35 protein-coding genes and 1 tRNA gene are annotated in these 25,565 nt (G+C 41.3%); all 36 read right to left on the bottom strand.

The annotated features are described in order from the left end of the window. Window positions 1–4: 4 nt before the first annotated feature. The gene (locus OCV31_RS04095) at window positions 5–631 is read right to left on the bottom strand and encodes a hypothetical protein (protein WP_148472876.1); all 627 of its coding nucleotides are present in this window, start codon (window positions 629–631) and stop codon (window positions 5–7) included. 5 nt (window positions 632–636) lie between these two features. Next, window positions 637–1,602, bottom strand: a complete 966-nt coding sequence (locus OCV31_RS04090) for a phage upper tail fiber protein (protein WP_148472874.1) — start codon at window positions 1,600–1,602, stop codon at window positions 637–639. Beyond that, the gene (locus OCV31_RS04085; protein ID WP_148472872.1) at window positions 1,599–3,356 is read right to left on the bottom strand and encodes a phage tail spike protein; all 1,758 of its coding nucleotides are present in this window, start codon (window positions 3,354–3,356) and stop codon (window positions 1,599–1,601) included. Before OCV31_RS04085 ends, OCV31_RS04090 begins: the two co-directional genes overlap by 4 nt. After that, entirely contained in the window at window positions 3,353–4,048 is a 696-nt protein-coding gene (locus OCV31_RS04080; protein ID WP_148472871.1) for a hypothetical protein, read from the bottom strand. The genes OCV31_RS04085 and OCV31_RS04080 overlap by 4 nt, the downstream gene beginning before the upstream one ends. Before the next feature lie 2 nt (window positions 4,049–4,050). After that, window positions 4,051–4,827, bottom strand: a complete 777-nt coding sequence (locus OCV31_RS04075; RefSeq protein WP_148472869.1) for a phage tail fiber protein — start codon at window positions 4,825–4,827, stop codon at window positions 4,051–4,053. A 2-nt stretch (window positions 4,828–4,829) separates the two neighbouring features. After that, complete coding sequence (locus OCV31_RS04070) at window positions 4,830–5,360, bottom strand: distal tail protein Dit (RefSeq protein ID WP_148472866.1); 531 nt, start codon at window positions 5,358–5,360, stop codon at window positions 4,830–4,832. Next, complete coding sequence (locus OCV31_RS04065; RefSeq protein WP_148472864.1) at window positions 5,360–10,366, bottom strand: phage tail tape measure protein; 5,007 nt, start codon at window positions 10,364–10,366, stop codon at window positions 5,360–5,362. The genes OCV31_RS04070 and OCV31_RS04065 overlap by 1 nt, the downstream gene beginning before the upstream one ends. 33 nt (window positions 10,367–10,399) lie before the next feature. Beyond that, window positions 10,400–10,957, bottom strand: a complete 558-nt coding sequence (locus tag OCV31_RS04060; protein ID WP_148472862.1) for a Gp15 family bacteriophage protein — start codon at window positions 10,955–10,957, stop codon at window positions 10,400–10,402. After that, on the bottom strand, window positions 10,954–11,289 hold the full coding sequence (locus tag OCV31_RS04055) for a hypothetical protein (RefSeq protein WP_148472860.1): 336 nt from the start codon (window positions 11,287–11,289) through the stop codon (window positions 10,954–10,956). Before OCV31_RS04055 ends, OCV31_RS04060 begins: the two co-directional genes overlap by 4 nt. Window positions 11,290–11,311: 22 nt before the next feature. Continuing rightward, entirely contained in the window at window positions 11,312–11,803 is a 492-nt protein-coding gene (locus OCV31_RS04050) for a hypothetical protein (RefSeq protein WP_148472858.1), read from the bottom strand. Window position 11,804: 1 nt separating this feature from the next. After that, window positions 11,805–12,215, bottom strand: a complete 411-nt coding sequence (locus OCV31_RS04045; RefSeq protein WP_267303798.1) for a hypothetical protein — start codon at window positions 12,213–12,215, stop codon at window positions 11,805–11,807. Next, the gene (locus OCV31_RS04040) at window positions 12,212–12,562 is read right to left on the bottom strand and encodes a minor capsid protein (RefSeq protein ID WP_148472853.1); all 351 of its coding nucleotides are present in this window, start codon (window positions 12,560–12,562) and stop codon (window positions 12,212–12,214) included. Before OCV31_RS04040 ends, OCV31_RS04045 begins: the two co-directional genes overlap by 4 nt. Continuing rightward, window positions 12,562–12,954, bottom strand: coding sequence for a DUF6751 family protein (locus OCV31_RS04035; protein WP_148472851.1), 393 nt, complete (start codon window positions 12,952–12,954; stop codon window positions 12,562–12,564). The genes OCV31_RS04040 and OCV31_RS04035 overlap by 1 nt, the downstream gene beginning before the upstream one ends. Continuing rightward, window positions 12,955–13,335 (bottom strand): head-tail connector protein, encoded by a 381-nt coding sequence (locus tag OCV31_RS04030; protein ID WP_148472849.1) that lies wholly within the window; start codon window positions 13,333–13,335, stop codon window positions 12,955–12,957. It lies immediately after the preceding gene. A 2-nt stretch (window positions 13,336–13,337) separates the two neighbouring features. Then, on the bottom strand, window positions 13,338–14,393 hold the full coding sequence (locus OCV31_RS04025; protein ID WP_148472847.1) for a phage coat protein: 1,056 nt from the start codon (window positions 14,391–14,393) through the stop codon (window positions 13,338–13,340). Window positions 14,394–14,405: 12 nt separating this feature from the next. Then, complete coding sequence (locus OCV31_RS04020) at window positions 14,406–14,972, bottom strand: phage scaffolding protein (protein ID WP_148472845.1); 567 nt, start codon at window positions 14,970–14,972, stop codon at window positions 14,406–14,408. A gap of 69 nt (window positions 14,973–15,041) precedes the next feature. Beyond that, window positions 15,042–15,118 (bottom strand) — tRNA-Trp (locus tag OCV31_RS04015). A 66-nt stretch (window positions 15,119–15,184) separates the two neighbouring features. Further along, window positions 15,185–15,445, bottom strand: coding sequence for a hypothetical protein (locus OCV31_RS04010; protein ID WP_148472843.1), 261 nt, complete (start codon window positions 15,443–15,445; stop codon window positions 15,185–15,187). Window positions 15,446–15,493: 48 nt separating this feature from the next. Further along, a complete protein-coding gene (locus OCV31_RS04005; RefSeq protein WP_148472841.1) occupies window positions 15,494–15,817 on the bottom strand; it encodes a YjcQ family protein in 324 nt (107 codons plus the stop codon). Then, window positions 15,818–16,066: a hypothetical protein gene (locus tag OCV31_RS04000; RefSeq protein WP_148472840.1), complete on the bottom strand. Its 249-nt coding sequence runs from the start codon at window positions 16,064–16,066 to the stop codon at window positions 15,818–15,820. Continuing rightward, window positions 16,032–17,555: a phage minor capsid protein gene (locus tag OCV31_RS03995; RefSeq protein ID WP_148472838.1), complete on the bottom strand. Its 1,524-nt coding sequence runs from the start codon at window positions 17,553–17,555 to the stop codon at window positions 16,032–16,034. Before OCV31_RS03995 ends, OCV31_RS04000 begins: the two co-directional genes overlap by 35 nt. A gap of 3 nt (window positions 17,556–17,558) precedes the next feature. Beyond that, window positions 17,559–18,854, bottom strand: coding sequence for a phage portal protein (locus OCV31_RS03990; RefSeq protein ID WP_148472836.1), 1,296 nt, complete (start codon window positions 18,852–18,854; stop codon window positions 17,559–17,561). Between the two features lie 11 nt (window positions 18,855–18,865). Next, window positions 18,866–20,152: a terminase large subunit domain-containing protein gene (locus OCV31_RS03985; protein ID WP_267303797.1), complete on the bottom strand. Its 1,287-nt coding sequence runs from the start codon at window positions 20,150–20,152 to the stop codon at window positions 18,866–18,868. Then, window positions 20,127–20,765 (bottom strand): HGGxSTG domain-containing protein, encoded by a 639-nt coding sequence (locus OCV31_RS03980; protein WP_148472831.1) that lies wholly within the window; start codon window positions 20,763–20,765, stop codon window positions 20,127–20,129. The genes OCV31_RS03985 and OCV31_RS03980 overlap by 26 nt, the downstream gene beginning before the upstream one ends. A gap of 314 nt (window positions 20,766–21,079) precedes the next feature. Continuing rightward, the gene (locus OCV31_RS03975) at window positions 21,080–21,514 is read right to left on the bottom strand and encodes a hypothetical protein (RefSeq protein ID WP_148472829.1); all 435 of its coding nucleotides are present in this window, start codon (window positions 21,512–21,514) and stop codon (window positions 21,080–21,082) included. Continuing rightward, entirely contained in the window at window positions 21,504–21,974 is a 471-nt protein-coding gene (locus OCV31_RS03970) for a Panacea domain-containing protein (RefSeq protein ID WP_148472827.1), read from the bottom strand. Before OCV31_RS03970 ends, OCV31_RS03975 begins: the two co-directional genes overlap by 11 nt. 55 nt (window positions 21,975–22,029) lie before the next feature. After that, on the bottom strand, window positions 22,030–22,425 hold the full coding sequence (locus OCV31_RS03965) for a hypothetical protein (RefSeq protein WP_148472825.1): 396 nt from the start codon (window positions 22,423–22,425) through the stop codon (window positions 22,030–22,032). A 23-nt stretch (window positions 22,426–22,448) separates the two neighbouring features. After that, window positions 22,449–22,670, bottom strand: coding sequence for a hypothetical protein (locus OCV31_RS03960; RefSeq protein ID WP_148472823.1), 222 nt, complete (start codon window positions 22,668–22,670; stop codon window positions 22,449–22,451). A gap of 95 nt (window positions 22,671–22,765) precedes the next feature. After that, a complete protein-coding gene (locus tag OCV31_RS03955) occupies window positions 22,766–23,191 on the bottom strand; it encodes a single-stranded DNA-binding protein (protein WP_148472821.1) in 426 nt (141 codons plus the stop codon). Beyond that, complete coding sequence (locus OCV31_RS03950; protein ID WP_148472820.1) at window positions 23,188–23,640, bottom strand: hypothetical protein; 453 nt, start codon at window positions 23,638–23,640, stop codon at window positions 23,188–23,190. The genes OCV31_RS03955 and OCV31_RS03950 overlap by 4 nt, the downstream gene beginning before the upstream one ends. Beyond that, window positions 23,627–23,962, bottom strand: coding sequence for a hypothetical protein (locus OCV31_RS03945; protein ID WP_148472818.1), 336 nt, complete (start codon window positions 23,960–23,962; stop codon window positions 23,627–23,629). The genes OCV31_RS03950 and OCV31_RS03945 overlap by 14 nt, the downstream gene beginning before the upstream one ends. A gap of 102 nt (window positions 23,963–24,064) precedes the next feature. Further along, window positions 24,065–24,277 carry a hypothetical protein gene (locus tag OCV31_RS03940; protein WP_148472815.1) on the bottom strand — a complete coding sequence of 71 codons (213 nt, stop codon included), beginning with the start codon at window positions 24,275–24,277 and terminating at the stop codon, window positions 24,065–24,067. 49 nt (window positions 24,278–24,326) lie between these two features. Further along, a complete protein-coding gene (locus OCV31_RS03935) occupies window positions 24,327–24,521 on the bottom strand; it encodes a DUF7336 domain-containing protein (RefSeq protein WP_267303796.1) in 195 nt (64 codons plus the stop codon). A 29-nt stretch (window positions 24,522–24,550) separates the two neighbouring features. Further along, entirely contained in the window at window positions 24,551–24,850 is a 300-nt protein-coding gene (locus tag OCV31_RS03930) for a nucleoside triphosphate pyrophosphohydrolase family protein (RefSeq protein WP_267303795.1), read from the bottom strand. Further along, on the bottom strand, window positions 24,834–25,097 hold the full coding sequence (locus tag OCV31_RS03925) for a hypothetical protein (RefSeq protein ID WP_148472813.1): 264 nt from the start codon (window positions 25,095–25,097) through the stop codon (window positions 24,834–24,836). Before OCV31_RS03925 ends, OCV31_RS03930 begins: the two co-directional genes overlap by 17 nt. Next, the gene (locus tag OCV31_RS03920) at window positions 25,094–25,549 is read right to left on the bottom strand and encodes a class I SAM-dependent methyltransferase (RefSeq protein WP_148472811.1); all 456 of its coding nucleotides are present in this window, start codon (window positions 25,547–25,549) and stop codon (window positions 25,094–25,096) included. The genes OCV31_RS03925 and OCV31_RS03920 overlap by 4 nt, the downstream gene beginning before the upstream one ends. Between the last annotated feature and the right edge of the window lie 16 nt (window positions 25,550–25,565).

Genomic DNA, 25,565 nt, shown 5'->3' with positions numbered 1-25,565 from the left:
CTTTCTAACCTATGCAACATTTCGCAGTCAATTTTAACCACCCGTCAGTATCTAACCAGCGTTGAAATTGCGTTAACGTCGGTCGAGGAGTATTATCTTCAAAGATAAAAGATGACACATTTAATTCATCAAACATCCATTCACCCTTAATTGGATGAAGATAATATCCGTCGAAGTTGAATAACCTTATCGGTTGACTTTGAAGCCAATTCTTATCTTGAGTTGAAATTCCTTCGTCGTAAACCTTTAATTCCTTATCTATGAAAGTAAAAGTTTCACTGGTTAGAAAGTCTCTTAATTCCTTGTCCTTATATTGGACTGACACGGTGAAGCGTTTCAAATCGCTCTTTCTAACAATGCTAAAAGATAGATACATAAACTTCAACCACTTGGTGGCGTCGGCTTCAAATGACCGAAGAAGAATCTTACTAAAACTCACCTTTGGCAGGAATTTCCTCCCTGTGTCGTTTACAGGTTCTGTAAAATTTACCACAAAGTTTTTATCTGTCATACTAAAAATTTGGTAGTTTTTAAATTCCACTTTCTTGGTTCCAATCATATATTGGTCGCCCAAATATATGTTGCTTATTGACCGGTCGTGATTGTTAAGTTTTAAATCTTGCAAAAACATTTTTGTCACCTTACAAAATAAATTGTATTTTGATCTTTATTACTTAATGCTTTGTACTCACTCTCTGTTAACACCACTATTTTAGCTACATTTGAAATGGCTTCTTTATTTTCTCTCGTCCTCTTATCGAAGTCACCAATCCAGTCTTCAACATCTCGGCTAGAAGATACACTTTGCCATGCAGTGGCATTCTCATACCCTTTTGTTTTAGATCGCGATACATCTTCTCCACTCACGGAATCAAGTTTATTATTCCACGTTGTTTTTTCTGTGTCCGTCACCAATCTGTGTGTTGAATCGTCAGTCATTTCAGAAAGCTTTGTTTTCAATTCTGTCTTATCTGCTTTTTTTTCCAATACCGCACCAAGTTCGTTTTCGGTTGGAAGTTGCCGTAGCTTCTGTTTTTCCAGACCAGAGAAGTTACAGTCAGAAAGGACTTTACCTTCTTCTTTTCTTACATATCCACTCAAATCTTGAATCGTGTCTGTATATTTTGGATTAGGTGGAATAGCATCCACTTTCTTTTTTGCCGCATCGGTAAAGTCATTTGTTGAGAGTGCCTTGCCGTCCACTTTATCAACTTTATTATTCCACGATGTTTTTTCTTGATCGGAAACGGTTCTATGCAAGCTATCTTCTGTCATGTCTGCTAATGTTTTTTCATCCAGTGTTCGAATGTTTTCCTGCACCGCAGTTAAATCGGCTTCGGTAAAATTTCTTGCAATAGGTGTATTCACGTCCCAAGTTTTAGCTTCTCCTTGATAACCGCGAGTGCATCCGACCAGAATGTCATTATTCACAGAACTATACAATATAGTTTCAGCACTCTTGTCTGTTCCTATTACCGCAAGATTCGGTCCTTTAGGAAATGCTGACCCATCTTTTACGTAAATATCAGTATCTGCAGAATTAATCGCTTTCGACAATTTTGTTTGTGGAGAATTGACCATCCCCTTGTACATTTCTTTCATACTGTGTAATCACCTCTACTTTGTACAAACCCTTGGAAAAACAAGTCGATTGTCACATAGGCCAAATCGCTTGGTACAATTTCGACCGAATGCCAGGATCCCCTAGAAATAACGTTCTTGTTATTTAGCAAGTACGTTGTCAGATCAATTTCGCCAGAATTACTATAAATCGTGTCCTTCACTTTGCCATTTACTTTCACTGTAAAATATCGCACGTTCCCGTGGCTTCTAAAAATACCGAATTCAATGTCGTGGGTATGATCTTTTACTTCGAAGCGATGGCGATGAGACGGAATATTTATGCGGAAACCGTGTGTGTGATTTTTTACTGTCATAAAGTGCGTGTGGTTGCCCGAAGGGAGAAATCTATCTTTTTTCCACGGTTGGCCGTCGTAACCAAACATTTGAATGAGGCCTTCCATGCCATGGTTGTGACCGCCTTGGCTGCCAGGAATTAGCTGGTCGATGTCAGACGTGGACGTTTGATACCCACCGCCCTCGGTGGAAGACCCGTCGTAATAACCGCCGCCCGAGTCAGTGGAATCAGTGGATCCGCCTCCACCTTTGATTGCCTTAGAATACGCTCTGAATGAATCGATTTTTACTTTGGCGATCACCTTATTTATGACACGCATTTCCTGCGGCACATAAAAATTCAATTCCGCACCATAACGATTATCGGCGTTTACTTGAATGGATTGTGCGTAAAGTTGCGTTGCACCTTGCGCATAGGTCATTTCGATTCGCTGCCTGTCGGCTAAATCTGCGACCGTACCGGCGATTGAAGTTGAGTCATTAGCAATGGTGACTTTGCTGGTCATAATATCGGAATAATTGTACTGAATGCCGATAATGGTGTCTCTATACTTATCACTAACAACAACCGTATCACCAAGGGTGAAATCATCATCTTTAAATAAAGCGAAATCAACTTCAAATTCCATAATTGGTTCTTTCAGTCGATCCAGCATAACTTGCGCTGCATCTTTTAAACTGTCGGCTTTCTCATAACGGCGATCAATCCAAACGCGCTCTTGTAATCCATACTTATCAATATATTTTTGTTCGGCCTGCAAATAAGGAATTCCGTTGTTAATAGATTTAATCGTCAGTTGATTGACGCCCTCACCATAACCGAGCGGATAAATTCGCGTGCAAATGTCTCTCGGATTTGACGTCGCTTTCAGGCTAATCTGATTTTTCTTCGGGCGGACGTGAAGCTTTGCTTCCTCTTTTGATAGCTTTTTTAAACTCAATTTCCATGGATATTGATCCGTATTAAATTTCCAAATATATTCCGCTTCCAGCGGTTTTGGAATACTAAAAAGAGCCCCAGCCAAGTTTTCATTTTCCCAACAATATTCAAATTGTCGGGAAAAATCACACTCGTCCAGAACCCAATTTTTTACTTTTTGTTTGTTCAAAACGTACTGAACAACGTTTTTTGTATAGATGCCTAGGTTTCCATAGACCACAGTTCCAAAAATCACGTGATCCAGTAATGTTGCGATAACATGTTCCGCTTCATACTCATAAGAATCTTCGTTTTCAGTTACTTTTAAAATGCGGTACAATCCATGAGGCGTTTTGACATAGTTGAACATTTTTAAATGCTCATTTTTTGGATCGTTTTTCGGCATGGAAAAATTGACGAAGTTGATTGAATTGATTTTTAATTCTTCGGTGATGTCAAATGCATTTTCCAGATAGGCGATCTTTTTTCGATTTGTGTCTTGCACTTCTAATAGAATCATAGGAATCTCTCCTTATAAATCAACCGCCCCTTAACTGGAATATTACTATAGGAATAAACACTTATTTTTTTTGTATCGCGCCCTATTTCGATCCATTCGTTGCTGGCATAACTATCCAGAATATTTTTCCCATCATAATAAACCGTATAATTTTCAGAGTTCACAGTCACACGTTTGCTATTGGAAGTTCTATGGTAAACAGGAATAATCGTCAAATCTAAGATGGTGCTCTGTGTATTTATTCCAAGGTTTTCGCTTAGTTCCATAATGACCAAGTCGATAAATTTATCTAGTATGATGACAGAATCAAAAGTTTCAATAAAATCATTGTCAAATGCAATGTCTTCGGAAACACATACATCGCAATTCATTTCTTCTTCGAATGGATCTTCGATCATAATGTCTTCTGAAGACCACCCATTTACGTGCAACTTTTCATTCAGTTGAAATTGCATAGCGCATGCCGAAGTAATAGTGCCGCTTGACGTGATTTCTTCGTCAAAACTGATTTCGACAGGCGTTCCGCCAGACAATAAAGCCTTCATACCAACTTGATTCGTTCCTGTCATGGAAAGCGAAATATCTGCATAGGAATTGACACTCAGCTCCAATGTTGCCGAGCAATGCATAGTAATTAACGGCTCTTGTGTGTCGACGCCTGAAATATTAAACGGCGTTAAGTTGTACTTCATGATTAGTTAATGGCAAATTTCAATGCGCCGATGTTTGCAATAGGCATATAGCCTTTCTTGAGTTCTTTGCCAGTTCCTCGGTCATAAATCCAAATCGCTTCGCCAAGTTTTAAATCATCCATAACTACCGTATGATCCCACATTCCCCAATCCGTCGTGGGGCGATTAAAGTTTAGCTTGTTCGAATTTTTAATCACCGATTGGCCAGTTTCATTTTCTTCTGGTGCAGAAAATTCAATGGGTACTCGAGAATAATTGTCGCCGATCAATTCACTTCCACCTTTATCGGGGGAATTGTTAAATAATGCCAGATGAGGCGATACGCCGTTCATGCTTCTACCATTGAAAATATTTAAAAGTTTCTTCTTGTACGCTGTCGATAAATTCCCCGTAGAATAAACCTTAATTTCTCCAGGCATAAATACCGGTGCCTCTTGTGCCCTGATTTCCAAGTCTTCTGTTAACTTCCCATAGGCCAGCATATTTCCACCTAATTTTGAATCACTGATGCCGATATAAGTGACCGTACCGGCTGGCGATTCGGTCTGCGGGAAGTTGATTTGTTCTTCATTGGAAATACTAATGACGCCATCTTTTTCTGCGGGCGAATTAAAACGAACAAGTTGTCGTTCATAACCGTTATAGTTAACTTCTACGCCCGCACCAGTTTCACTTGGGCTCGTAATATAAAGTCCGACATATACCACTGCCGGCGCTGTAAACTGAATTCCTTTTAATGTGTTTAAAAATGCTCTTTCTAAATAATTTGTCGCATACATAATTATCTCCTTTTCAGTTGCGTGATCAAAAAGCCGTTCGATCCTTTTGACGGATTGTCCAATTCAAGAATACAAGGAGTGTCCATTGTTCCTTGATAATCGATTTGTAGTTCACCTTCGAATTCAATGGTTTTAGATTCTCGATAGGCAAACGGTTCGCAGATAAATTCGAGGGTAAATGTCCGCATGTTTTGTTTTGGAAAGTCCATAATTTCGCCGCCATGATAAATCTCGCCAACGTAGTATTTGTCAGGCTCATCCCACAGATACAACTTGCCTTTTTTACCTAAGATATAAGATATTTCTCTCAAATCGGCCCGCGACAACTTTTCAATAACGTCGCATTCCAGCCGAATCGTTCTCTCTTCCCAGCATTCGGCGCCATAATCATATTGACCATGACGCCCTGGGATGGCTATTTTTCTTTCACGCTTCGGGGGCAAAATAAAATCAGTTTTTACAACTTTTATATTAAACCGATCTCTAAAATTGACGCCTCGAAACTCAAAAGAATCACTTAACGTTCCTCGCATTAAATCCCCCTTCGCCTTAATTCGCGGTCGATACCTCGACCCATCTGCGTACCGGCTTGATACGGAGACGGACCAGCTGCTTGCGGATATACATTGATATTATTAACTGCGCCTTGCGCATTGGAAATCTGTGTTTTCAGGTTGTTCAGCTTGTGTTGAGAATCTTGTATCGTCGCATTAACTTCCATTTCAGCCATTTTTCGCATTTGATTTAAAACATCCTTAACCGATTTAATGAATCCATCTTTGTTTTTGTCGAAACCTTTTGTCAATTTCGTTGCGGATTTCTTCCCGACTTCGCCGGCTGTATCCACAATTTCTTCAAGATTGGTAACGAGCTTATCAGTGTATTGACCTTTCAATTGTTTTAATTCACGGTCATAGTATTTTTTCGCGATGCCTTCGGCGATGTTGCGTTTCCGCTTCATAACATCCATATATCGATCCCAATCGGCCTCTGATTGATTGAGAAGCAATTGTGCATATTGAACGCCTTTGTCAATGTCCATAGTTAGCATTTCCGTCATTACCTGTGCGTCGGCACCTCTTGCCGATAACCGATCGAGCAAACTTCCATAAGTGGCAACTTGTTGCAGCTGAGGTTCCAAATCTGTCAGCTTCAACATATCTTCGCCGAATTCATTCTTTACTACTTTTCCTTCAGAATCTCGGACCGCTTCAATAACATCACCATAATCGATGAGTTTTTGCTTTAGGCTTTCGGCTTTGTTTTTAATAGATTCAGCGGCTTTTTCATATGACGATACAATGCCACCATAGGTTTCATCGAATGCTTTGGCATAGTCTTCTAAGTTTTTCTTTTTCTCTTCCAAAGCTTTTTTGTCCGCTTCAAGCTCTTTCTTCCTTGCCTCGGATTTTTTACCGCTTTGGGCTTTTTCGATTTGACTTTCAAGGGCTTCAATTTCAGATTGAACTTGTTGGATTTTTTCTTTATGAAGCGCTTGGAAAGATTCATACATCTTGCCGATGTTCAGAATGCCGAGGTCTGTTAACTTTCGATGCCGTTCTTCAACTTCTCGCTGTTCAAATAATGCCATGTTCATGTGTTGATCGGTCATGCTTTTAATCATGCCGTCACTAATAATCTGCATGGATTTTTCGATTGCCGGCATTGAATCTTCAAGTCCTACGGCAATCCCTTGACCTGCTGGCAAACCGACTTCTGCTGCCATTTTCTTCGATGGCGAATGAATCGATAACGATGCCTTCGCTGCAGCGACTGCTCGAGCTGCTACAGCTCTAGCTGCGGCAGCAACGGCACCTGAACCAGAACGGATCCCACTAGCCATACCTGCTGAAATATTTCTACCAATAGAAACAAATCGTCCACGATAGGAATTAGCAGCACTTGCTGCGGCATTTAGTACTGCTCTTATAGCTGATATAACTTGTCCTTGAGATGCCCTGATGCCATTCGTCACCGAAGTCATCAATTGGCGACCTTCATTCTGGAATCTGCTTTTACTTGCAGAAATCGCTTGAATTAAGCCATTTATGATCGAAGTCATGGCCGATTGCATTTGACCTTTCGCAGCATTAACACCACTAACCATAGAAGTCATTGCAGACGAAACGGCCGAAGAAATAGATCCGACTTGAGACTTGAATCCTGCTGCGAACGCTTGGCCGGCTTGAGAACCTGCTGCTTGCATTTGAGACTTCGACGCTTGAGCTCCTTTTACGGCTGCGTCCGACACAGCCTTACCAGCAGATTGAGATTGACCTTGCGTACCCTTAACCCCGGTAGCATAGTTGTCTCCGGTTGATTTACCTTCAGTGCTTGCTTTAGGCGCAGATGTTTTTAAATTGCCGATTGCTGCCTGAGACAATCCAGTACCAGCGGAGCTTGCAGAACCGGAGGATCCCAAAATCCCGCTTGCATAACTTGTTCCTAATTCAGAACCTTTGCTACTAGCTTCACCAGAATCGGATAATCCAGTTACTGCGGAGGTTTTGGTCGTATTAGAAGCAGAATTAACTTCTCCGACACCTGATAAAATGCCCGCACTAAAATTACTGGATACTTCAGAACCTTTTCCAGAAGCCTCCCCTGATCCTCCCAATCCAGAAATAGCAGAATTTTTAATTTCACCGGTAGCGGAATCGACTTCTCCAAGTCCAGATAAAATTCCAGAGCTGAAATTGGTTGTAATTTCAACGCCTTTAGATGAAGCCTCACCACTGGAATTTGCTAGTCCAGATACAGCGGCTTGACCGGTTGATTGTGAAGCAGATTCGACTTCGCCTTTTCCGCCCAATAATCCGGAAGCAAATGATTTTATAAGATTTCCGCCGGCAGATATTAACTGACCACCAGCACTAACGATGCCTGTGCCGATTGCTGCAATAATACCTGGAACCGCTGCTAATACAGTGGGAATACCTTGAATAATACCCACGGCCAAATGCGTTAGCAAATCAGCGCCTTTTGCAAGCAATGCGGGTCCTTGTGTGCCGATTCCAGCCACAAATTGACCGATTAGCTGTGCGCCTGTACTCAACAGTTGAGCGCCACCCGTGACAATGCCGCCAATAAAACTTTGAACCAGTTTTACTGCAGAGTTTAGTAATGCCGCAGGATCTGACATGATGCCAGTTTTTAATCTTTCAATAAGATAAAGGCCATTAAGATAAACCGTCTCGGCGCCACTTTTAATTCCAGCACCTAGTGATTTAATTAAGCCTTTACCAACGCTTGCGAGGTTGGCCAAACTAAATGCGTTAATAAGCGCCAAAATGATTTGGGGGATATTGGCAATTAACGTAGGAATTGCTTGAATCAAGCCCTTTGCGATGGTGCCAATAATTTGAATACCAATCATTATTACTTGAGGGATCGCACTATAAACCGCAGATGCGAATTCATTGATTAGTCTCGGAGCTTCCTGAATGACCAAAGGTAAATTTTCCGCGATACCTTGAGCTAAACCTTTAAGGATTTCACCGCCGGCTTGGATCAATGTTGGAATCGCGCCGATAACTGCGTCGGCGATATTGACCACCATTTCTAGAATAGTTGTCATAACCTGAGGAATATTTTCGCCGATTCCTTGAGCCAATCCTAAGATCATTTCAGCGCCGGATTGGATAAATTGCGGAACTGCTGTGCCTAACACACTTGCAACTTGACCAATCGCGGTCATAACGGCAGTTCCTATTTGAGGCGCATTTTGTGCCAGACCTTGAACCAAGCTAACGATTAACTGAGCACCTAATGCTAAAAATTGCGGAAGTAATGTCGTAACACCTTCGATTAACGTCGTCGCAATTTGTGAAACACTTTCGCCAATTTGACCGATATTTTGAGAAATGCCGGTGATTAATTGTTGCGTAATATCAATGCCGAGTTGCATAAATTGTGGTGCAACTGCCGAAATATCGGCGATGACACTTGCCATGGTTTCGCCGATAACTTTACCGATTAACTCCATCCGACTACCGGAATTCTCCATGCTTGCTGCGAGTTGGTCGAACAAAGTGCTTGCTTGTTCAGAACTTAATCCGAATTGTTGCATAGCCCAATCGACAAATTCCGCTTTTGTGGCGAATTGTTCCATCTTGAAGCTGGCTTGTACGAGGTTAATCCCGAGTTCATCGACACTAATCCCAGCGTCTTCCAGATTCGACTTGAGTTCTCCCATGTCTAATCCACGGAAGGCCATGGAAAGGGCGTCAATGTAGCCTGTGGCCGTCGAAACCGAGGTTCTCAAATCTCCCTGGAAGGTCTGGTAAAAGGCTATGCCCAATTCTTCCAATGCCGATTTCATAATGACCAGATCGCCCTTTAGGTTGTCGATCATAACCTTGGCCATCTCTTCGGCAGCGCCAGCAGAATTCCTGATATTTTGTTCAAGTTGGTTCCATTCGCCACCTTCAATGGACGACTTCAGACCTTCATATAAAATGCCGGCTTGTTCGGCGGATAGCCCGAAGGCTTCCATAGCATGATTGACGAAATCTTGCTTGTCGGCAAATTGGTCAAATTCTTTTCCGAGGGCAGCGATGTTTTCTTTAAACTCTTCACCTGGCCCACCTGCGGCTTCCAGCGCCATGGAAATATCATCAATATTGGTCGCATTGGCGGCCAACAATGCCGAAACGGCGGCCAAATCTTGCTTATTAAAGACGGTATTCAACCACTCTTTTCGTTCTGCCGTGGTCATATTGGCCATTTCAAGTGAAATGTCGCGGAACACGTCTTTTAACGGTCGCATATTGCCTTCAGCATCGAACGCGGTAATTCCCAAGGATTCCATTGCTTTCCGCGCTTTGTCTGTCGGAGCCGTCAAGGACATAATCACGTTACGGAGTTTTGTGCCGCCTTCTGCGCCCTTGATGCCGTTGTTTGCAAGAATCCCTAATGCGGTATTTAATTCAACTGTACCGCCCGCCAAGTCTTTCGCGGTACCACCTACAGTTAGGATTGCTTCACCGAGTTGAGCGATATTTGTGTTCGACTTTTGAGAAGTCTTCGCCATCTGGTCGATGAACGAATCAGCATCTTCAATAGACAAACCCAGCGCGCTCATGGCGTCTGTTACAATGTCGGTTGCATAACCTAGATCTAAACCGCCTGCTGCAGCTAGATTCAATGTTTTCGGTAACAACTTAATAGCATCGTCTGCATCATAGCCAGCGAGAGCGATATAGTTTAATGCTTCAGAAGCCTGAGTTGCTGAGAATTGTGTCGTTGCACCCATTTCACGGGCGGCAGCTTCCAGCTGTTTGAATTCTTTAGAACCGCCTTTGATTTGTTCTTGTGTGAATCCCATGGTCGCGGCAACTTGACTCATTCCAGACTCAAATTCGGAACCGACTTTAGCAGCAGCGAGGCCCATTCCACCGATTGCACCCGATACAAGCCCAATTGCTTTCATGGTGCCTTTTGCGAATTTGCCCGTCACACTGCCGAGCTTGCTCATTCCCTTTTTAAACCCAGAATCATTTAACTCTGTGTCAAATATTAGTTTTCCATCACTTGCCATTTCTCACCTCGCTTTCTATATAAAAAATAGAGCCTAACCCCACAGAGAATCTGCGAAATCTTGCTCTTTTTCAGATGCCGTTTTGTTCTGTTTCAGTGCATATAATTTCTTCATGTTTTTGTAAAACTTAATTTCATCCCGCTGCATGTTGGTTGTAATTTTCTTCGCCCGATAACCCATGACTTTTGCCATGATCGTTGTTTCTGGGAGATTATAAAATAAGGCTTTGAATTTCCACCAGTGCATCTTTGATTCAGTTAAGTCAATTCCATACGCTTCAACAAAACTAACATAAATCAAATCGCCGTCTTCTGAAAACGAATAGACCGGATCAACTTTTTCAGTTGACTTTTCAATAACATCTCCAACATAAATGTCAAGAATCCGAGTGATTGCCTCGGATTCATTGACAATAAATTGGTCACCGTAAAACATTTCCAATGCGATTTCTATCTTCAATGCGTCGTCAATTTCCTTGTCTTCCATTAAAATTTCGAATCGCATAAATGTTTTAAAATCGGCTTTAAATTGGTATTCTAGACCTTCGATTTTTACCGAGTAGGGTAAATCATCTAAGATTACATTACTCATTTTTTTACATAGATCGATTTGAAAATTTCTTCTCTTTGTGTATTCATCTCATCTGTCAAATAATAGGCAAGTTGAATGATGTGCATCATTTTAGGTTTTTTATCACCGAAGATGGTTTTAATCGCGCCTTCTCCGAGAATTTTGTCAAAGATGGGAATCATTTTGGCAATTAGATCATCATAAGAACCATAATTCCCGCTTTTCATTTCGTCTGCAAGAGCAAGGATTTCTTTAAATCCTTCATTTGCTACATCGTCGAAAATGTCGATATAAAAAATGTTGTCTTCAATGTCAACCTTGATTTCATTATTCGTAAATTTTAATTTTGCCATGTTCATGGTCTCCTTTCTCTAATTACTGTTGAGGTGCTGCCGAGGCGTCGATGGTCGCTGTTTGCCATTCGTCTTTAGAGGTAACGGTTACTTTCTTAAAGTCGCCGTTTACTCTAAACGTACCTTCATAAGTGTACGCGTCCATGGATCCGCCGTCGGTGTTAGGAATGACGGAATATTTCCGTTCTCTTGCTTCGTAACCGGTGCCGGCTTTCTTTGTAAAGTCGACGACCAAAATTTCTACAACCGCATCGGTGCCGATAATTTCATCATCGATCAGTTGAGCCAATTTATCGTGAACAGGATCGCCAAGAAGTTGGTCAAAGCCCCATTCGATGGATGCCGAAATACCGACGACGTCAGTAGTTTCGAACATTTCATCGACATATTGACGAGTGTATTCTTTCGGATTCTTGGAATTCGATAGGCCAGTAAAGCCTTTCATTCTGTGGTAGGTGTCGTCTACCTTCATAAAAGCGACTTTATCTGCTCTTTGTACTAATTTTGTAGTCATATTAAACCTCCAAATATAAAAGTTTTAGTTGTATTTGATATTGTCCTCGATCAGCTTCTGCATTGAGCAAATAGCCATTGGTCAATACTTCTATTCGTTGTGCGCCGTCCACTTCGGGAAGCGCCCCTTTTTTGTTATTCTCTTCAATCCAACGTGAAAAATCTTCATAAAAACCTGAGTTTTCCAATTGTTGAATCACTTCGGGCGAGTGGTAATTCAGTGTGGCGAAAGTGAATCCATATTGTTTAATGACGCCACCATCGGAATATCTCTTATAAATCGGATCCATAGGATCTGAATAAATAATATATTCCAGCGGCTCAACTCCAATATAATTCACATTGATTCTGGCTTCTGCATCTAATAAGGGACAATCCATGAAATATTGTCTAATTGCTTCAATCGCTGTCATGATCTAGCTCCTGCAATGGCTGCCGCACCTTTTAAAATGGATTGTTTGTGCGATTGCTTCATCCGCTCAAACCACTTATTCCCACGCATTGGAGCGCCTGAAAAATTTGCGGTCTCATAATACCAGCGCTTTGCGTAAGGCGTTTGTTGAATAATCTTTCCAGAACCAATGTTGGTTCCGTTACTTGCAGCACCGATCAACATCCCTTGCCGAAACGGCGTATAAGGATTCATTAAACGCATACACTCAGAATCAATATATCGCTGTACTTCCTGACCTTTTCCAAGCTTCCGCTTCCTGTAGGCTGCGCCTTGATCGAAATCAAATTTTTTCAATATGATGTTCATTATTTCGCACCTACTTCCCAGTGACGCATTTTCTGTGACCCATAATCCCTCGTGTCGACCGTCGTCACCATACGCACAAAATCATATTTCTTTTCAAGGTCTTTCACAGTAGTAAACTCGTCCTCGATAATTCCTTTAACAATTACATCTTCCGGCTGAAAAGTAATCTTTCCTTGATGATTCGTTTTAAATTCAGAAGGCGGAACATACGTCTCACAGGAATCGAAAGGAATATAAACCGTCGATCGATCAGCGCTCACGAGTCCAGATTGCAAGATATTTGCCCCTTGATTGTCTTCCCAGTGAACATCGTAAACGTAGGACTTTTGATATTTTGTTTCCCTGTTTTCAATGTATCGATTAAAAATTGTTAAGTTTGCATTTGTTAGCATTTAAACACCTCGATACATTAAACCTGTCAATCCAAAATATTTTTTTATAATCCCAACATATTTGTTTTGTTTCATTGCGTCCAATTTGTTCATATCGTCAACAGTGGCCGTCAAATAATCGACGCGTTGAGATCCGACCGCCTCAGACTTTATGCCGTCCGAACGATGACCTTTTAAAAAGTCTTTCTCTTGATCGAAATCATAAGTGATTAGTTCCAGAACGCAATCATTGAATCGCTCCACCAATTGAGGATTAGTATAGTCAATTCGCCCGAACGTCAAGTAATCGATCAGAGCTTTCGCCTGTTTAAACTTTAAGGAAAACTCAGACAGAGTCATATCTCTGCCCGAGTCTGTAAATTCCTTATATAAGTTTTCCATAATTAACCCAAAGAAATAACTCTGGCGATAGGCACGGCTTTATGATCGATATATTGTTTTCCGCTGGATGCGTTGGTATTGACTAATTCCCAGTTCGTTCCGTTTTCCAATTCTTGATTGGTCGGAGATAAAGTCTTCATGGACTTGTTAGTAAAGTTGATCCCATAAGGGGCGAAGCAGTGACGTTGACGAGAGTACAGAGTATCTTGACCACCGTTTACCTTGGGATTGCGATCCATTTCGAAGGGAACCTTAACCCCTGCATCGGTAAATTCGAACGCACCTTCGCCTAAAATATAAGTGGTGTACTTCACCACATCGCCGCTGGAAGTTGTTTCAACCTCAGTAGGCATGGAATCGTCAATAATTACAGAACGGCCATTCAGCGTTGCCAAGGTTAGATCGCGTTGAACGCCTGTCGCGTCGGTATATTTCAGATGCTCAAGTAAATTCAGATTTTCCAAATTCGTAGCAACTTGAGAATGCATGATCGCCAAACTAAAGTTAACTTTGTTTTCTCCCACGGCTGCTTGAAGTGCGTTATTCAGCGTTACTTCATTAAATTTGCCGCTATCAACTTTCGTAATATCGGAAGTGTGGCCGTCGACAAACTTTTTGTTTTCGGCGCCGGTCATACCGAAGATGCCTTTCAAGATAGAAAGAATCGTATCTTGATCGATTTCATCCCAGTATTCAGACACTTGTTTTGCCACATTGTCCATAAAGTCGACGCCGCCTGTAATATCATAGGCGAAGTCTTTTTCAACCCATGCGTTCGCACGACCGACAACAACCCGCGTATGGGTAAAGGTCGGGGTATCATTTTCTACGATGTCCGTTTGACCGTCATAGTTCGATACAGTACCGCCAATGTGACCGAACAAGGGAACAGTAACAATGTTTCCGCCTGTTTGCTCTGCCATGGTCGGTTTAATGCGATCATTCATCACGATCGCTTTCGACTTAACTAATTCATTTCTTTTCAGTTTCGGAATCGTGTCGTAATACTTGCCGAACACTTCGGCATTAAAGTTTTTGCTGTCAAATAATCCTGCCATTTCTTTTCCTCCTTAAATTTCAGCACCTGGATGTGTCGATAAATAATCCATCATTTCAGAATAAGTCATGTTTTCTTTCGGCTTTTCAGGATTGCCCGTTCCTCCAATAGATCCGCTTCCTTGGGTCGGTTGGAACAAATAAGCATCTGTTTCGCGAATGCCTTTAATTTGTGCGTCAAGTGCCTTATTAAAATCTTCTGCCGTTGTTAACGCGTCCATATCCAATAACGCTTTTGCGGCCTTCGTATTTTTTACCTTTGCACCCATTAACGCCGATTCAATATTAAAATCACGCTTTAATCGATCAATGTCCGATTGATGGTTCACTGTCGACTCTTCATATTTTTGTTTATAGTCTTCGGCTTCCTTCTTGATTGCATCCACGTCTAAATCTTTAAATTCTTCAATTTTTTCATTCGCATTTTTTAATTGCAATTCTAAATTTTCTTTTTCCGAATTCAAGATTTTGTTTTCGTTTTCTAAGTCTTTAAATTCGCTTACGACTAATCCATGCAGCCTAAAAACTTCCTTAATCTGCGTTTCATCTAACCCTAGTGCTTTCAGTTCTTCTGTTGTCATGTGTTCCTCCTACACTTAGCTTTTTGAGACGTCGCTCTGTCTTGTGTTTGCGTTTTAGATTCGCCAATCTGGCAGAAGTGGAAGGATTTGAACCTTCGATCTTCGGTTTTGGAGACCGATGCTTTGCCTAACTAAGCTACACTTCTATATTGGCGGCTTTTCGCCGCCATGATCGAAAGGAGACCAAAACATGGAGCAGTTTAACGTCTTACTCAGGACCTACGGACTCCTTTTTGACTATTAAAATAGCGTTGCTTTTTACGCAACGCTTTAAATTCTTCTTCTGATAAAAGTCGCTTCATCGCGATTTTATATTTTTTCTCATAAGGATAACGACCTTGATCGATCAATCGACGACAGCATTTCGCTTCTTTCTCGGTATAAAAATGAGCATGTTGATCGTAATCTCCATGCTCACGCTTTAATAACCAAGGCCGCTCCAACTTTGGATAGTGTTTTATTGTTAGCTTCATATTTTTGCACTAAAAAAGCTCCTATTTCGTTTGAACAAGAGCTCTGTTTTATAACCCCGGAATTGTTTCTTTGATTCCCTTTAACTCACGTTGAACGCGCCTTAGAATAGAGTTTTCCTCTAAGTACTCTAAGCCTTTCAGGGTAATTTGAACATCTTTCAACATTAAAAGATAGCTTCCGTCTTCGTAGCGCCGCACCTGAACTCCTTTAATATATCCTGCATCTACGAGCATTTCTAATAGATGATCGCGCCGGTGCTTATTGATTTCCAAATATTCTGCGCTTAAGCGTTCGACATCAACCTTCGGATAATCTAGAGAGCTTTGGAGCGTCGATAGGATGGTGTAAATTATCTTAAAGTCTTCAATCATCTAATACCACATCACTACGCAGTCTTTAATCTCACGTTCACCTTCTGCCATGTCTCTAAGAGCATTTAATGCGTTAATTGCATATGGATAGCCACTATATTCCCTTTTATCCTTCGGACTAAGATTGATTTCATAGTCATCAAAGTCGTTACAATTGACAGAAACGGTGCCAAACTCACCCCAATCTTCAGGGTAATAGTCCGCAGAAATGATATTATTTTCTTTTCTTACGCTTCTTAAGTTTAGCATAATACTCACCCGCCTCTTTCTTATAGTTGTATAACTTCGATGTTTCTTTGTGCGCTTCGTCTTGCGTCATTCCTCTAGCTATCAGCCTTCGTTCGTGGATTTCGTGTTTTAACAATGTCAAATCATGTTTTTTAATGTCATTCTGAGCTAATCGTTGCCAGCTTTGAGCAATAGCGAAGTCCGGATCGAATCTACGATAGCCGTCAATCAACTGGTGTTTATCGATGAAAAGATACTCTTTTATCTCCTTTATAATAGATTCGTCATAACCGGTATTCGATGCAATTCTTGCTATATCGGTGGTTTGTCCTCGAATCTCATTGTAATAGAGCTTAGCGTGCTTTCTTGCCTCTTGAGAGTGCTCATCCGATATTGCGCCGGAAATGTTTCTATCATTCCTATTATACCCATCTTTTTTTGTCCTGTACACCTTCGCATGATTGCTGAATTTATCCCGCTCTTGGCGCAATCGCTGCTCCCGCACTTTGTGCGTCGTTACTCTATCTTCATCGCCGAGTTCGTCATACATAGTAATCTTTCGTTTTTCTTTCTTGATGGAATTTTCCAGATGCCGTATGCGTTGAGCGGCTTCGTACGCAGTGTATTTTTTCCCTTTATACTCAAACGGTTGCGGCTCTTCGAAATCACTATATGCAGGTTCAGAGATTCCCTCAAAGAATGGGTACCAGCTATGCCTACAATTGACGCCGCTAAAGCCGTCGGCGGAACCATAGCCAATATCATTCAATGACAAATAATCAGGTTTTCCGCTTAAAGAAACAATCTGTCCTTGCCACTCTTGGTGCGTCGGCCTTGCTCCTGCGTGTGCGGATATTTCCATTAAATCTTGGCCGACGAGTTCTGCATTCATTAACCCCATTTGAGTTGTTAATTGTCTAAATCCTGTATTCACGCACATTCGCACAGCAGCTTCCATGCGCATTGTTCTTCCCGAGGCATAGTCTACACTTACCAAGCCGCGGTCGGCGCATTTATTGACCATTTGTCGAATAATTTGATCGGAAGAAAAGGCGCCGGATCTTAAATTTAAAACTGCCTGAGAAAGTTCTGTCCGGTAAAACTGCGTTAACCCCTTCCCGGCGAAACCGGTAGTTTTGGTGATATTCTTTAAATCATTTCCACTTTGTCTTTTAATTGCCTCAACGAACTTCATGGCCGATAAATTGTCTTGGTAATCCGGAAGATGCTTTTCCCCTTTTGCGTATAGCTTTTTGTCATCGGCATATGATTTTACACCTGCCGCTTCCATGATCTTTTCAATTTCGGAGACCGATTGATTTGAAAACTTTGCAACCTTCTTCGTCATGTCATTAAGGCTGTAATCTACATCAATCATTGCTTCCATTTGATTTCTCCCGGTCGCAGTTCTTAAATGTCTCGCAACATCCCGAAGCACATCGTCTTCAAGTTGTTCTAAATACTTCTGAATCTGTTTATCAGCTCCGACAAAATAATCTGGGCTAAGCATAGGTTACTCCACCGTTTCGTCATCTTCATCATCCGTTTCTTCAACGCTCGGAAGCATCTTCCTCGCTTCTTCTTCAGATATTCCATACCGCCACATCAAATAGTTTTCAGGCTTTATCAAGCCGGCTGCTACTTCTTGCATCCGTATCTTCTGTTCCGTTTCGCTATCCACGATCAAGGAATCATCAAAACTAAAACTAATGTCGGGCTCTTGTTTATTTAGCCAGAAGCAAATCAGTTCGGCCGTCTCAGTTAACGCTTTTTGAATTTCTTTTTGAATGTCGACGATAGTGGCATAAGATCGTTGCTTACTTGCCTTCACTTCTGTTGCCGTCTTATCCACTTGATCCACTTCGGATAATGTTCCATAAGCAAGTCCTACAGTGAATTCAATTCGGCGAAGAATTTTATTTAAACCATTAAACAAGGAAGAATCTCTAATCGCAGGACTGAACACTTCATAAAATCCTGATTCCTGGTCAATCCCAAGGTTTCGAAATAACCTTTCTTTCCCATGTGGTAGCTCTCCTCTTTGCGTTAGAACAGTCACATCCGCATCGATGGCAAGTTCAGAACCTCTAAACTCCCACAAGGTACGTTGATATTGCTCATCCGCATCTTGAATCAAGCTCAATGCCCTGGCGAAACAAGAAACGCCTTCTTTATTCTGCCAATCTAAGTTATTCGCTTGTGGATTTTTTAAATAGGCAAATAACGGTCGGTCATACTCAATAACTGATTCAGGAACAATTCCTGCCCACTCGGCAATGCCGTCTTGAGTGCATAATTCGCCTAATGTTGAATAATTTTCAGAACGATAGAATGAATTCGTCACGATCCAATGTCCGTCTTTCATGTGTTCTTCAAGTCGCGTGTAATAAACATCTTTGTCGTCTTCAAACTTGATTATTCGATCGATGAAAATAACGTGGCTGTTAATATCTTTAATGACATAACGATCAGGCGTGGCGAAATCAAACCTAATCTCATCGCCTACTGGATACGGCTTTATAATCAAACCGCCAAACGCCATGGCATATTCTGTAAAGTTCCTACAATGGTCAATGACTTCTTGATAAATTTTATTTAATTCTTCGTCATTTACAATTTCACTTTCCAACTCAATGGTCGCAAGCCTTGCAAACTCGGACGAAATGCTCGCAGCTAAACCTAAACTTTCTAAGTTATCACCACCAAGCCATGGGTATTCACCGTGGTAGCAATCCATCCACAACATAAAGTCGTTTTGATTGCTTGATTTATTGATTCCAAGGCGTTGCCGAATCTCATCTTGTAACACGATCTCACCTCCTACAATATATTCAATGCTTTAATGTACTTTTCCCACGAATATTCGAACGCGTCCAATGTATCTATATCGGATGTTCCGTCATCCAATCGAATAAAATCAGTTGGTTTATCTGGATCCCAAACTGCCATAGATAATGCTTCAGACAAACTCTCACAATCTTTCGTCATATAAAAACGACCTGAATTCATAAGTTGGTCCGTCACTCGAATTCGGTCGTTGATTTCATTTTTTATTGAGTTTTTAATCGGAATAACGGTTTTTGTCTGGATACCTCGCCTCAAAACCTGCTCGGCAGAATCTACATGACACGCTGCAATTGGTCCGTATTTCATTGAAACAAACCGCTCAAACTCCAGATAATCTCTATAAAGCGTTTCAGGATCTTCAGGTTCTGTTCTCTTACTTGCCAGTGCGTACAACCGTTTCAAATCACGACTTATTCCACTAGCTACGAAAGCATGCTTTGAACCGGATCCCCCAAAGTCTAAGCCGATTTGAATAATCAACGGTTCTGAGATTTTTTCTAAGACATATTTCTTTGGATTGTTGGCAAAATTCCGATAGATCAAACCTTCTGCTACCATTCGGCGACCTAGAATGTCTCGATGATACCAAACCGTATTAGGATCATATTGGCTTTTGATTTCTAAAATACGTTCTTTCGGAAGATTAATGTTATCGTCAATGGTGAAATGCTCGTAGTTATATCCGCCAATCAATTCGTCGCCCATATCGCGATACTTATCGATGTAATCAACATAAATCTTATGTTTCGGGTGCGAAGGGTTTAAATCCCAAAAGAATTTTCTTACCTTCGCTGCTGCTGTTCGGTTGAATGCTTCTTTGATTGTGTTGTCGTGATGTAAATTGATCTCTGTTGCAATCCACATTCCATAAGAGTTACCACGTATTTTCTTATAACTGTCGGCTTTCGCGCCGCCTGCAAATATAACGATTTTCTCTTTAAAACGAGTATGAGGCCCTTTTATAATCAAGGCCTCATTATCTTTATATTTGCTCCAACGACATTGTCCTCGAAAAATATATTCAAGGCCGAAGCCGTTCGCATCACCGATATTTAATTTTGCATTTGCGACTGTTGAACCAGTTGCGAGATGGATCCTATCGGGTACGGTCATCAATTCCATAGCGAAAGCGAAGATATTATCTACGGTTTTACCCGCACGAACAGCACCTTCCGCCACGTTGTACATGTTCTCTTTGCATCTACGAATATAGTTGACGTGTTTGTCGCTAAAATTAAATGGAATCGTCTTTTTCTTCATAAACCAATTCCTTAATTTCATCTAAGTCTTCAATCTCTTCTGAAATTCCTTTCAGTTTATCGATTTCAGTCTTTAGCTTATCGATCCGAAGCATCTGCTCTTCTGTCGCCAATCCTTGATTGCATTGCGCTTCATACTTCACAATCATATTTGTTAGATTCGTCATCGCCCTCGCTTGTGATGTTAAGAAGCGTTCGTAGCGATCCCAAGCCGTGTGATATTCGTACTCGACGGCATCACCGAATTCCCCTTCGCTTTTCTTTTTTTCTAATCGCACTAGGTCTTCACGGTTTTTTACCTCCATGATCGTCTGTGCCCGAATAATTGCTGCATACTGAATTTTGATGTTCTCCCATAGGATATCCAGTGGACTTAATGATTCGATGGCATCCAAAAGCGCCTGTGTTTCCTCCGGCAAGTATTTACTAAAGAGACCGTGCTTCTCTGCATTCTTATTGCCGCGCATGTTTTCCGGCTTTGGCCCGGTGCTCTTTCCGCCATGTAATTTGCATCGGCCGGTTCCCACATGATCCGTTCCCCAGCCGGCTGTTTTTTTGCACGCTGTCCCTGCGCGCGTCTTTGCGCCACAATAATCCAACTTACGGCTCGACATCACCCCACCTCTTTAAAGTCCTATCAATTGATTATTTTCTATGCTTTCTGTCAATACTGTAAATAGCTTTTATCTTATGTATCACGGCTGAAACCCGCCCCGCGCGATCAAAGTGCCGTGCTTCGCGCCCCGCTCGGTTCGAGGAAATAGGAGATCAAAATGTACCATCCGTTCGAAACAGTCCATGCTTACGATTCATTCAAGAAGGCCCCACCGAGCTACCTCAGGACATAAAAAAAGAAACCTCCCTCCGGAGATCTCTCTAGTTATCCACACTATCATTATGCCACGGCAAAATCGCACAAAACGCACCACTATTTACCATGATCGTATGCCGAATGATCAAAATCAAATCCTAATACATGTAACACGTCCTTATTTTTTGCCGATTTCACACCAATCAATCTGTATTTTCCATGATAAAATCTGAATACAATTACTTTCTCGTCAGGTGTTAGTTTGTAATTATAAGGTTTAAAATTAATTTGATTACTCGGAATGGTTTCCAATCCTGATGCTTTTGATTTCTGATACAAAGTCAGCCAATCAGTTTCCTGAATACTACCTACAAGATAAAAAAAGGAGCCGTAAGCTTTTAATTTCTCTTTGTCATCCCTAAAGTACTTAATATTAAATTTCTTATTTTTAGTTAAATGCTTAAAACAAAGAACCGGATAATGAAGTGGCTTATCCGGCTCTTTTATTTTGATGTTATCTGGCTTTTTTGAAACCCTCTTCTTACGAGACATAATGTTCCTCAAAGTATTTTTTTATTAGACGAGGATCAATAACATCACTTTGATTCGTATTCTTCCAAGGGTCCTCTTGATGCGTCATCTCTCTTAAACCCCAAGCGGAATATTTCCCGAACACGTCGTAGACTTCGATCAAAAGATCTACAGTCTCATCATCCAACTTAACTTCTTGAAATTGATCGATTCCTGAAGCACCATAAGATTTGAAATTTTGGTATACGCTCTCTACGACCGGCCCATGCTTCCAGGCCACTATAGGGTCGTTAAATAATTTTTGATTGTGAATAGCCAAAAAAGTACCTTGTGCATAATATAACAACTTTTGTAATTTTAAATTACTAATATTGTCTGTATCTTCATCTTCAAATTCTCGCAATTGAAAATTATAGTTTAAAAACCAATTGGCAATATCATTAGCAGAGTATACTCCATCTATTATATCTACACAGGTCATAACTATCTCCTCCTAGGATAATTATAACACAATAGTCTTGTACTAAAAGTTAAAGTTACTCTTTCCTCATTAAAAATCTATTGTGAACCATTCTAGCGTATGCTTCACCACCACTTCCCATGCTCATACTAATCTTCTGCCAGCTCCACCCGTCGACATAGCGCCTTTGAAAAATCATCCGGGTTCGACTGTCTTCGATGGATGAAATGAATCGCTCGATCTCAATGACCTTATCGACACACGCATCCAGTCGCTCCTGTAGAATTAGCTCCAAGTTGCTTTTCCTCGGGTCTTCCCCCTCAATCTGAATATGTATCTCTTGATACGGAAACTCGCTGTTGGACGCACGCACACGATCCGTCAACGTCGAATTCAGATGGTCGATCCGCTTTTGCAGACTCTTGATTTCACGTTTTAAATACCGGTACTCCTTTAGCGTTTCAGCGTCCATGCCAGCTCCTTCCTTATGCTTTGTTAATCCTCTCCGTCTTCCTCCCGGAGCAACTTGTCCGCCCATAAGCGTGCCTCATCCATCCGTTTTGTCCGAATGGACCAATACCGTTCATGTACGTTCAAAAGATCCTGCTCTGTGTAAAAATGCTTTTTGTTTTCTTTCGCATACTCTCTGGCCGCTGTCTTCGTCGCATAACCTCGATCATACACTTCTTGGATAAACGTCTTTTCGCCATAATTCATGCCGGAACCTCCGTGTAAAATAATTTAATCAGAACATTAGTTCTTTTTATTATCTCTTATTCTACCTCAGAGGTCAATACCTGCAAAACAATGATCTAAAACGGCACATCCTTTTCGTTCACCTCATAATAGCCCGCCTGTCCATTCATCGGTGCGAAGCTTCCGATATTTCCGCCGCCATTTTCTTTCGCGCTTTCTACGAAGTGCAGCCGGTTCACAATGACATCGGTGGTATACACCCGTTCGTCGTTCTTCTCGTAGCTTCCTGTCTGTATCCGTCCTTCAAGGGCCACTCTATTGCCTTTGCGAAAGTAATTGGCCAACAGCTCGGCGGTCTTACCGAACGCCTTGATGCTGATAAAATCAGCGGTGGGTCTGCCCGCTGCTTCCGCTTCCTGCCGCTTCTCTTTCGTCATCCCCCGATCCACGGCAACCGTGGCGAAGCAATTCGCTACGCCGCCTTGGCTATACTTCAGCTCCGGATCGCGGGTCAGACGTCCGTATAAAACCACCACATTCATTTTTTCAACTCCACCTTAAAATCACGGTACACCTCTGGCACGTACTTGATATGCTTCTCTTTCCATGTCTGCCGCAAATCCTTCTTTCGCCGGCACGCAAACCAATGTCCCCCTTTTTGCGTCAAATACTGCTGCTCCCCGTCTGTGGTAATTAACCCCGGAAGCGGGAAAATATATCGTTTTTCCTCCTCGCGATCAATAACAGGCGTATAAGAATACTCTATAATTGCATCTAAAAGTTTGTGGCGCTTATGTGGCTCCAACTTATCAAAATACGATTCGTGGCAATACCATAAGCCGACCATATTAACGTATACATTTGCCACCGTGCCCTCCCTGTTAAAAACCGATAACACATCGCGTTCCTCTCCATCGCAGTATAAAACATGATCAAAGTCCGGCGTAAGTCCAAGTTCTTCTATTAGTTTTATAAGTTCATTCGTTGTCATTTTTTATCCTTTCCGCTTCAAAAAGTTTTTCAAACGCTTCAATGTTATCTTCGTTATAAATTTCATCATCTACATAAAAAATACACTCGTAGTCTTTCATAAGTCGCAAGCAAATCTCTTTTTCTGATAAATCCTCACAGTTATCTAAACTCTTGGCTCTAATTGCATTTATGCTTGTAAAGTTTTCTACTTCTAGGTCCCATTGATACATATAAGGACTCCAACAATTTGCCATTTGCTTGGCTTTGCCTCTTGATTCAGCCCATACAAGACTAATATAAGGTTCTGGACTTTCGTCTGAACTTAATATCCACGCTCTCACTATTCCCACTCCTTTTATCTATTCCTCACCATAAACAGTTTCTCGTGCTTTTTATGTCTTCTTTTTCTTTCATTGTTCGTGTTTCCTTTCGAAATTCTCAATTTATTTCCCACTGCCGCTAATCTGCTTCATCATTTCTTGCATAAAAAGTTTCTTCATGTCTTTTCTACTAAAGAGTTCTCTAAATTGATCGGCAATAAAGTCATCTAGTTTGCTCGCTAACATATCCTCGATCTGTTCGCTATCCCATACATAATACTGCGTCCACATTTCTTCAAACTGATTTATCATACTCTCTTTGATTCCATCTTTCACATCTTGCCAATTTCTTCTGTAAAATCGGCTAGTATTGTGCTGAATAGTTTCATTTTTCCACCTCAAATTCTGCAATATCCACACAACAAGAATATTTTGTGCCCACTTTTGTGCTTAGTATATAATCAGCGAATGCAGCATTTGCCCTCTCTAATGATTCGAAAACTCCGACAATTGATTCCTTTCCAGTCTCTTCTCCATCTATCACCACAAAAACTTTCATCACCGCACCACGTACTTCCAAATCCTCCTCTCTTATAAAAACGCCGTCAATTATCTTGCCCTTGCTGTCCTTATTTTTTTGTAGGCAGTAGATAAACACTCTTCCAAATCCATCCCCAATTGTTTGGCCAAAATAACCAATGTCACCAACGCATCGCCAAATTTCACCTTTGTCTTATCGCAGAGCACGTAATCTCCGTATGAAGCGTAATTCGTTACTTCAACATCCAACATCGCCTCAATCCAGATGACATCTTCCTTGAATTTCGCGAACTGTTTGTCGGCATTAGACGGATCCACAATCCCTTTTTCTTCGCCCCACGCTTCCACTTTCTTAATCAACTCGTTCATCGTCGCTTACCTCCTCGCCGTCAATATCAAAATAATAAACAAAGTGCTCTTTGCTCGGGTCCGGTCTGTAGCCTAAAACAACCATATCAAGTCGCCTTCGCGCGATTTTGTACGCCGAAGCATTGATGTTTACGTCAAATTCTATTCCGTCGACGTTCATTTTTTGTACAAATATTTCGACAACTCCCTTAAAGCGGTATGTCTTATACTTGACGCGCCTTTTTCTGCTTTGATTTTCTGCCTTCATCTTTCTCCCTGCTTAACAAAAACAGTCCATACTGTCTTTCCTCGTCTATGACCATAAATTGGTGTCTCGTTAAAAAGTTTTAAAACGTTATTTACGCTAATATCATGATCAGACCATTTAAACACTAGAGTTCCGTTTTGCTTTAAAACCCGCCAACACTCAGAAAAACCTTGTGCTATGTCATCTTGCCATGTATTTTTATCTAGTCCGCCATATTGTGCTCGCATGATAGAGTTGCCTGGAGATTTCAAATGTGGCGGATCAAATATCACGTGATGAAAAGTTTCGTCATCGAATGGCATGTCTCGAAAATCACCGACTATATCCGGATTAACATCTACTTTCTTTCCATGGATTTCAAACTTTTCTTTTCGTATATCCATGGTGACAACATCATCTCTGCTCTTGTCAAAATAAAACATCTGACTCCCGCAACAAGCATCTAAAATCATCTTCTCCGTTCCTTCA

Origin of the sequence: Aedoeadaptatus acetigenes (genome assembly GCF_025566985.1) — a bacterium.
GTDB lineage: Bacteria > Bacillota > Clostridia > Tissierellales > Peptoniphilaceae > Aedoeadaptatus > Aedoeadaptatus acetigenes.
Note: the sequence above shows the minus strand (reverse complement) of the source record. Positions and strands in the feature narration are given on the sequence as shown.

Coding starts and splice junctions, on each gene's coding strand:
- OCV31_RS04095 (WP_148472876.1), bottom strand. CDS start 631: ATGTTTTTGCAAGATTTAAAACTTAACAATCACGACCGGTCAATAAGC.
- OCV31_RS04090 (WP_148472874.1), bottom strand. CDS start 1,602: ATGAAAGAAATGTACAAGGGGATGGTCAATTCTCCACAAACAAAATTG.
- OCV31_RS04085 (WP_148472872.1), bottom strand. CDS start 3,356: ATGATTCTATTAGAAGTGCAAGACACAAATCGAAAAAAGATCGCCTAT.
- OCV31_RS04080 (WP_148472871.1), bottom strand. CDS start 4,048: ATGAAGTACAACTTAACGCCGTTTAATATTTCAGGCGTCGACACACAA.
- OCV31_RS04075 (WP_148472869.1), bottom strand. CDS start 4,827: ATGTATGCGACAAATTATTTAGAAAGAGCATTTTTAAACACATTAAAA.
- OCV31_RS04070 (WP_148472866.1), bottom strand. CDS start 5,360: ATGCGAGGAACGTTAAGTGATTCTTTTGAGTTTCGAGGCGTCAATTTT.
- OCV31_RS04065 (WP_148472864.1), bottom strand. CDS start 10,366: ATGGCAAGTGATGGAAAACTAATATTTGACACAGAGTTAAATGATTCT.
- OCV31_RS04060 (WP_148472862.1), bottom strand. CDS start 10,957: ATGAGTAATGTAATCTTAGATGATTTACCCTACTCGGTAAAAATCGAA.
- OCV31_RS04055 (WP_148472860.1), bottom strand. CDS start 11,289: ATGGCAAAATTAAAATTTACGAATAATGAAATCAAGGTTGACATTGAA.
- OCV31_RS04050 (WP_148472858.1), bottom strand. CDS start 11,803: ATGACTACAAAATTAGTACAAAGAGCAGATAAAGTCGCTTTTATGAAG.
- OCV31_RS04045 (WP_267303798.1), bottom strand. CDS start 12,215: ATGACAGCGATTGAAGCAATTAGACAATATTTCATGGATTGTCCCTTA.
- OCV31_RS04040 (WP_148472853.1), bottom strand. CDS start 12,562: ATGAACATCATATTGAAAAAATTTGATTTCGATCAAGGCGCAGCCTAC.
- OCV31_RS04035 (WP_148472851.1), bottom strand. CDS start 12,954: ATGCTAACAAATGCAAACTTAACAATTTTTAATCGATACATTGAAAAC.
- OCV31_RS04030 (WP_148472849.1), bottom strand. CDS start 13,335: ATGGAAAACTTATATAAGGAATTTACAGACTCGGGCAGAGATATGACT.
- OCV31_RS04025 (WP_148472847.1), bottom strand. CDS start 14,393: ATGGCAGGATTATTTGACAGCAAAAACTTTAATGCCGAAGTGTTCGGC.
- OCV31_RS04020 (WP_148472845.1), bottom strand. CDS start 14,972: ATGACAACAGAAGAACTGAAAGCACTAGGGTTAGATGAAACGCAGATT.
- OCV31_RS04010 (WP_148472843.1), bottom strand. CDS start 15,445: ATGAAGCTAACAATAAAACACTATCCAAAGTTGGAGCGGCCTTGGTTA.
- OCV31_RS04005 (WP_148472841.1), bottom strand. CDS start 15,817: ATGATTGAAGACTTTAAGATAATTTACACCATCCTATCGACGCTCCAA.
- OCV31_RS04000 (WP_148472840.1), bottom strand. CDS start 16,066: ATGCTAAACTTAAGAAGCGTAAGAAAAGAAAATAATATCATTTCTGCG.
- OCV31_RS03995 (WP_148472838.1), bottom strand. CDS start 17,555: ATGCTTAGCCCAGATTATTTTGTCGGAGCTGATAAACAGATTCAGAAG.
- OCV31_RS03985 (WP_267303797.1), bottom strand. CDS start 20,152: ATGAAGAAAAAGACGATTCCATTTAATTTTAGCGACAAACACGTCAAC.
- OCV31_RS03980 (WP_148472831.1), bottom strand. CDS start 20,765: ATGTCGAGCCGTAAGTTGGATTATTGTGGCGCAAAGACGCGCGCAGGG.
- OCV31_RS03975 (WP_148472829.1), bottom strand. CDS start 21,514: ATGTCTCGTAAGAAGAGGGTTTCAAAAAAGCCAGATAACATCAAAATA.
- OCV31_RS03970 (WP_148472827.1), bottom strand. CDS start 21,974: ATGACCTGTGTAGATATAATAGATGGAGTATACTCTGCTAATGATATT.
- OCV31_RS03965 (WP_148472825.1), bottom strand. CDS start 22,425: ATGGACGCTGAAACGCTAAAGGAGTACCGGTATTTAAAACGTGAAATC.
- OCV31_RS03960 (WP_148472823.1), bottom strand. CDS start 22,670: ATGAATTATGGCGAAAAGACGTTTATCCAAGAAGTGTATGATCGAGGT.
- OCV31_RS03955 (WP_148472821.1), bottom strand. CDS start 23,191: ATGAATGTGGTGGTTTTATACGGACGTCTGACCCGCGATCCGGAGCTG.
- OCV31_RS03950 (WP_148472820.1), bottom strand. CDS start 23,640: ATGACAACGAATGAACTTATAAAACTAATAGAAGAACTTGGACTTACG.
- OCV31_RS03930 (WP_267303795.1), bottom strand. CDS start 24,850: ATGAACGAGTTGATTAAGAAAGTGGAAGCGTGGGGCGAAGAAAAAGGG.
- OCV31_RS03925 (WP_148472813.1), bottom strand. CDS start 25,097: ATGAAGGCAGAAAATCAAAGCAGAAAAAGGCGCGTCAAGTATAAGACA.
- OCV31_RS03920 (WP_148472811.1), bottom strand. CDS start 25,549: ATGATTTTAGATGCTTGTTGCGGGAGTCAGATGTTTTATTTTGACAAG.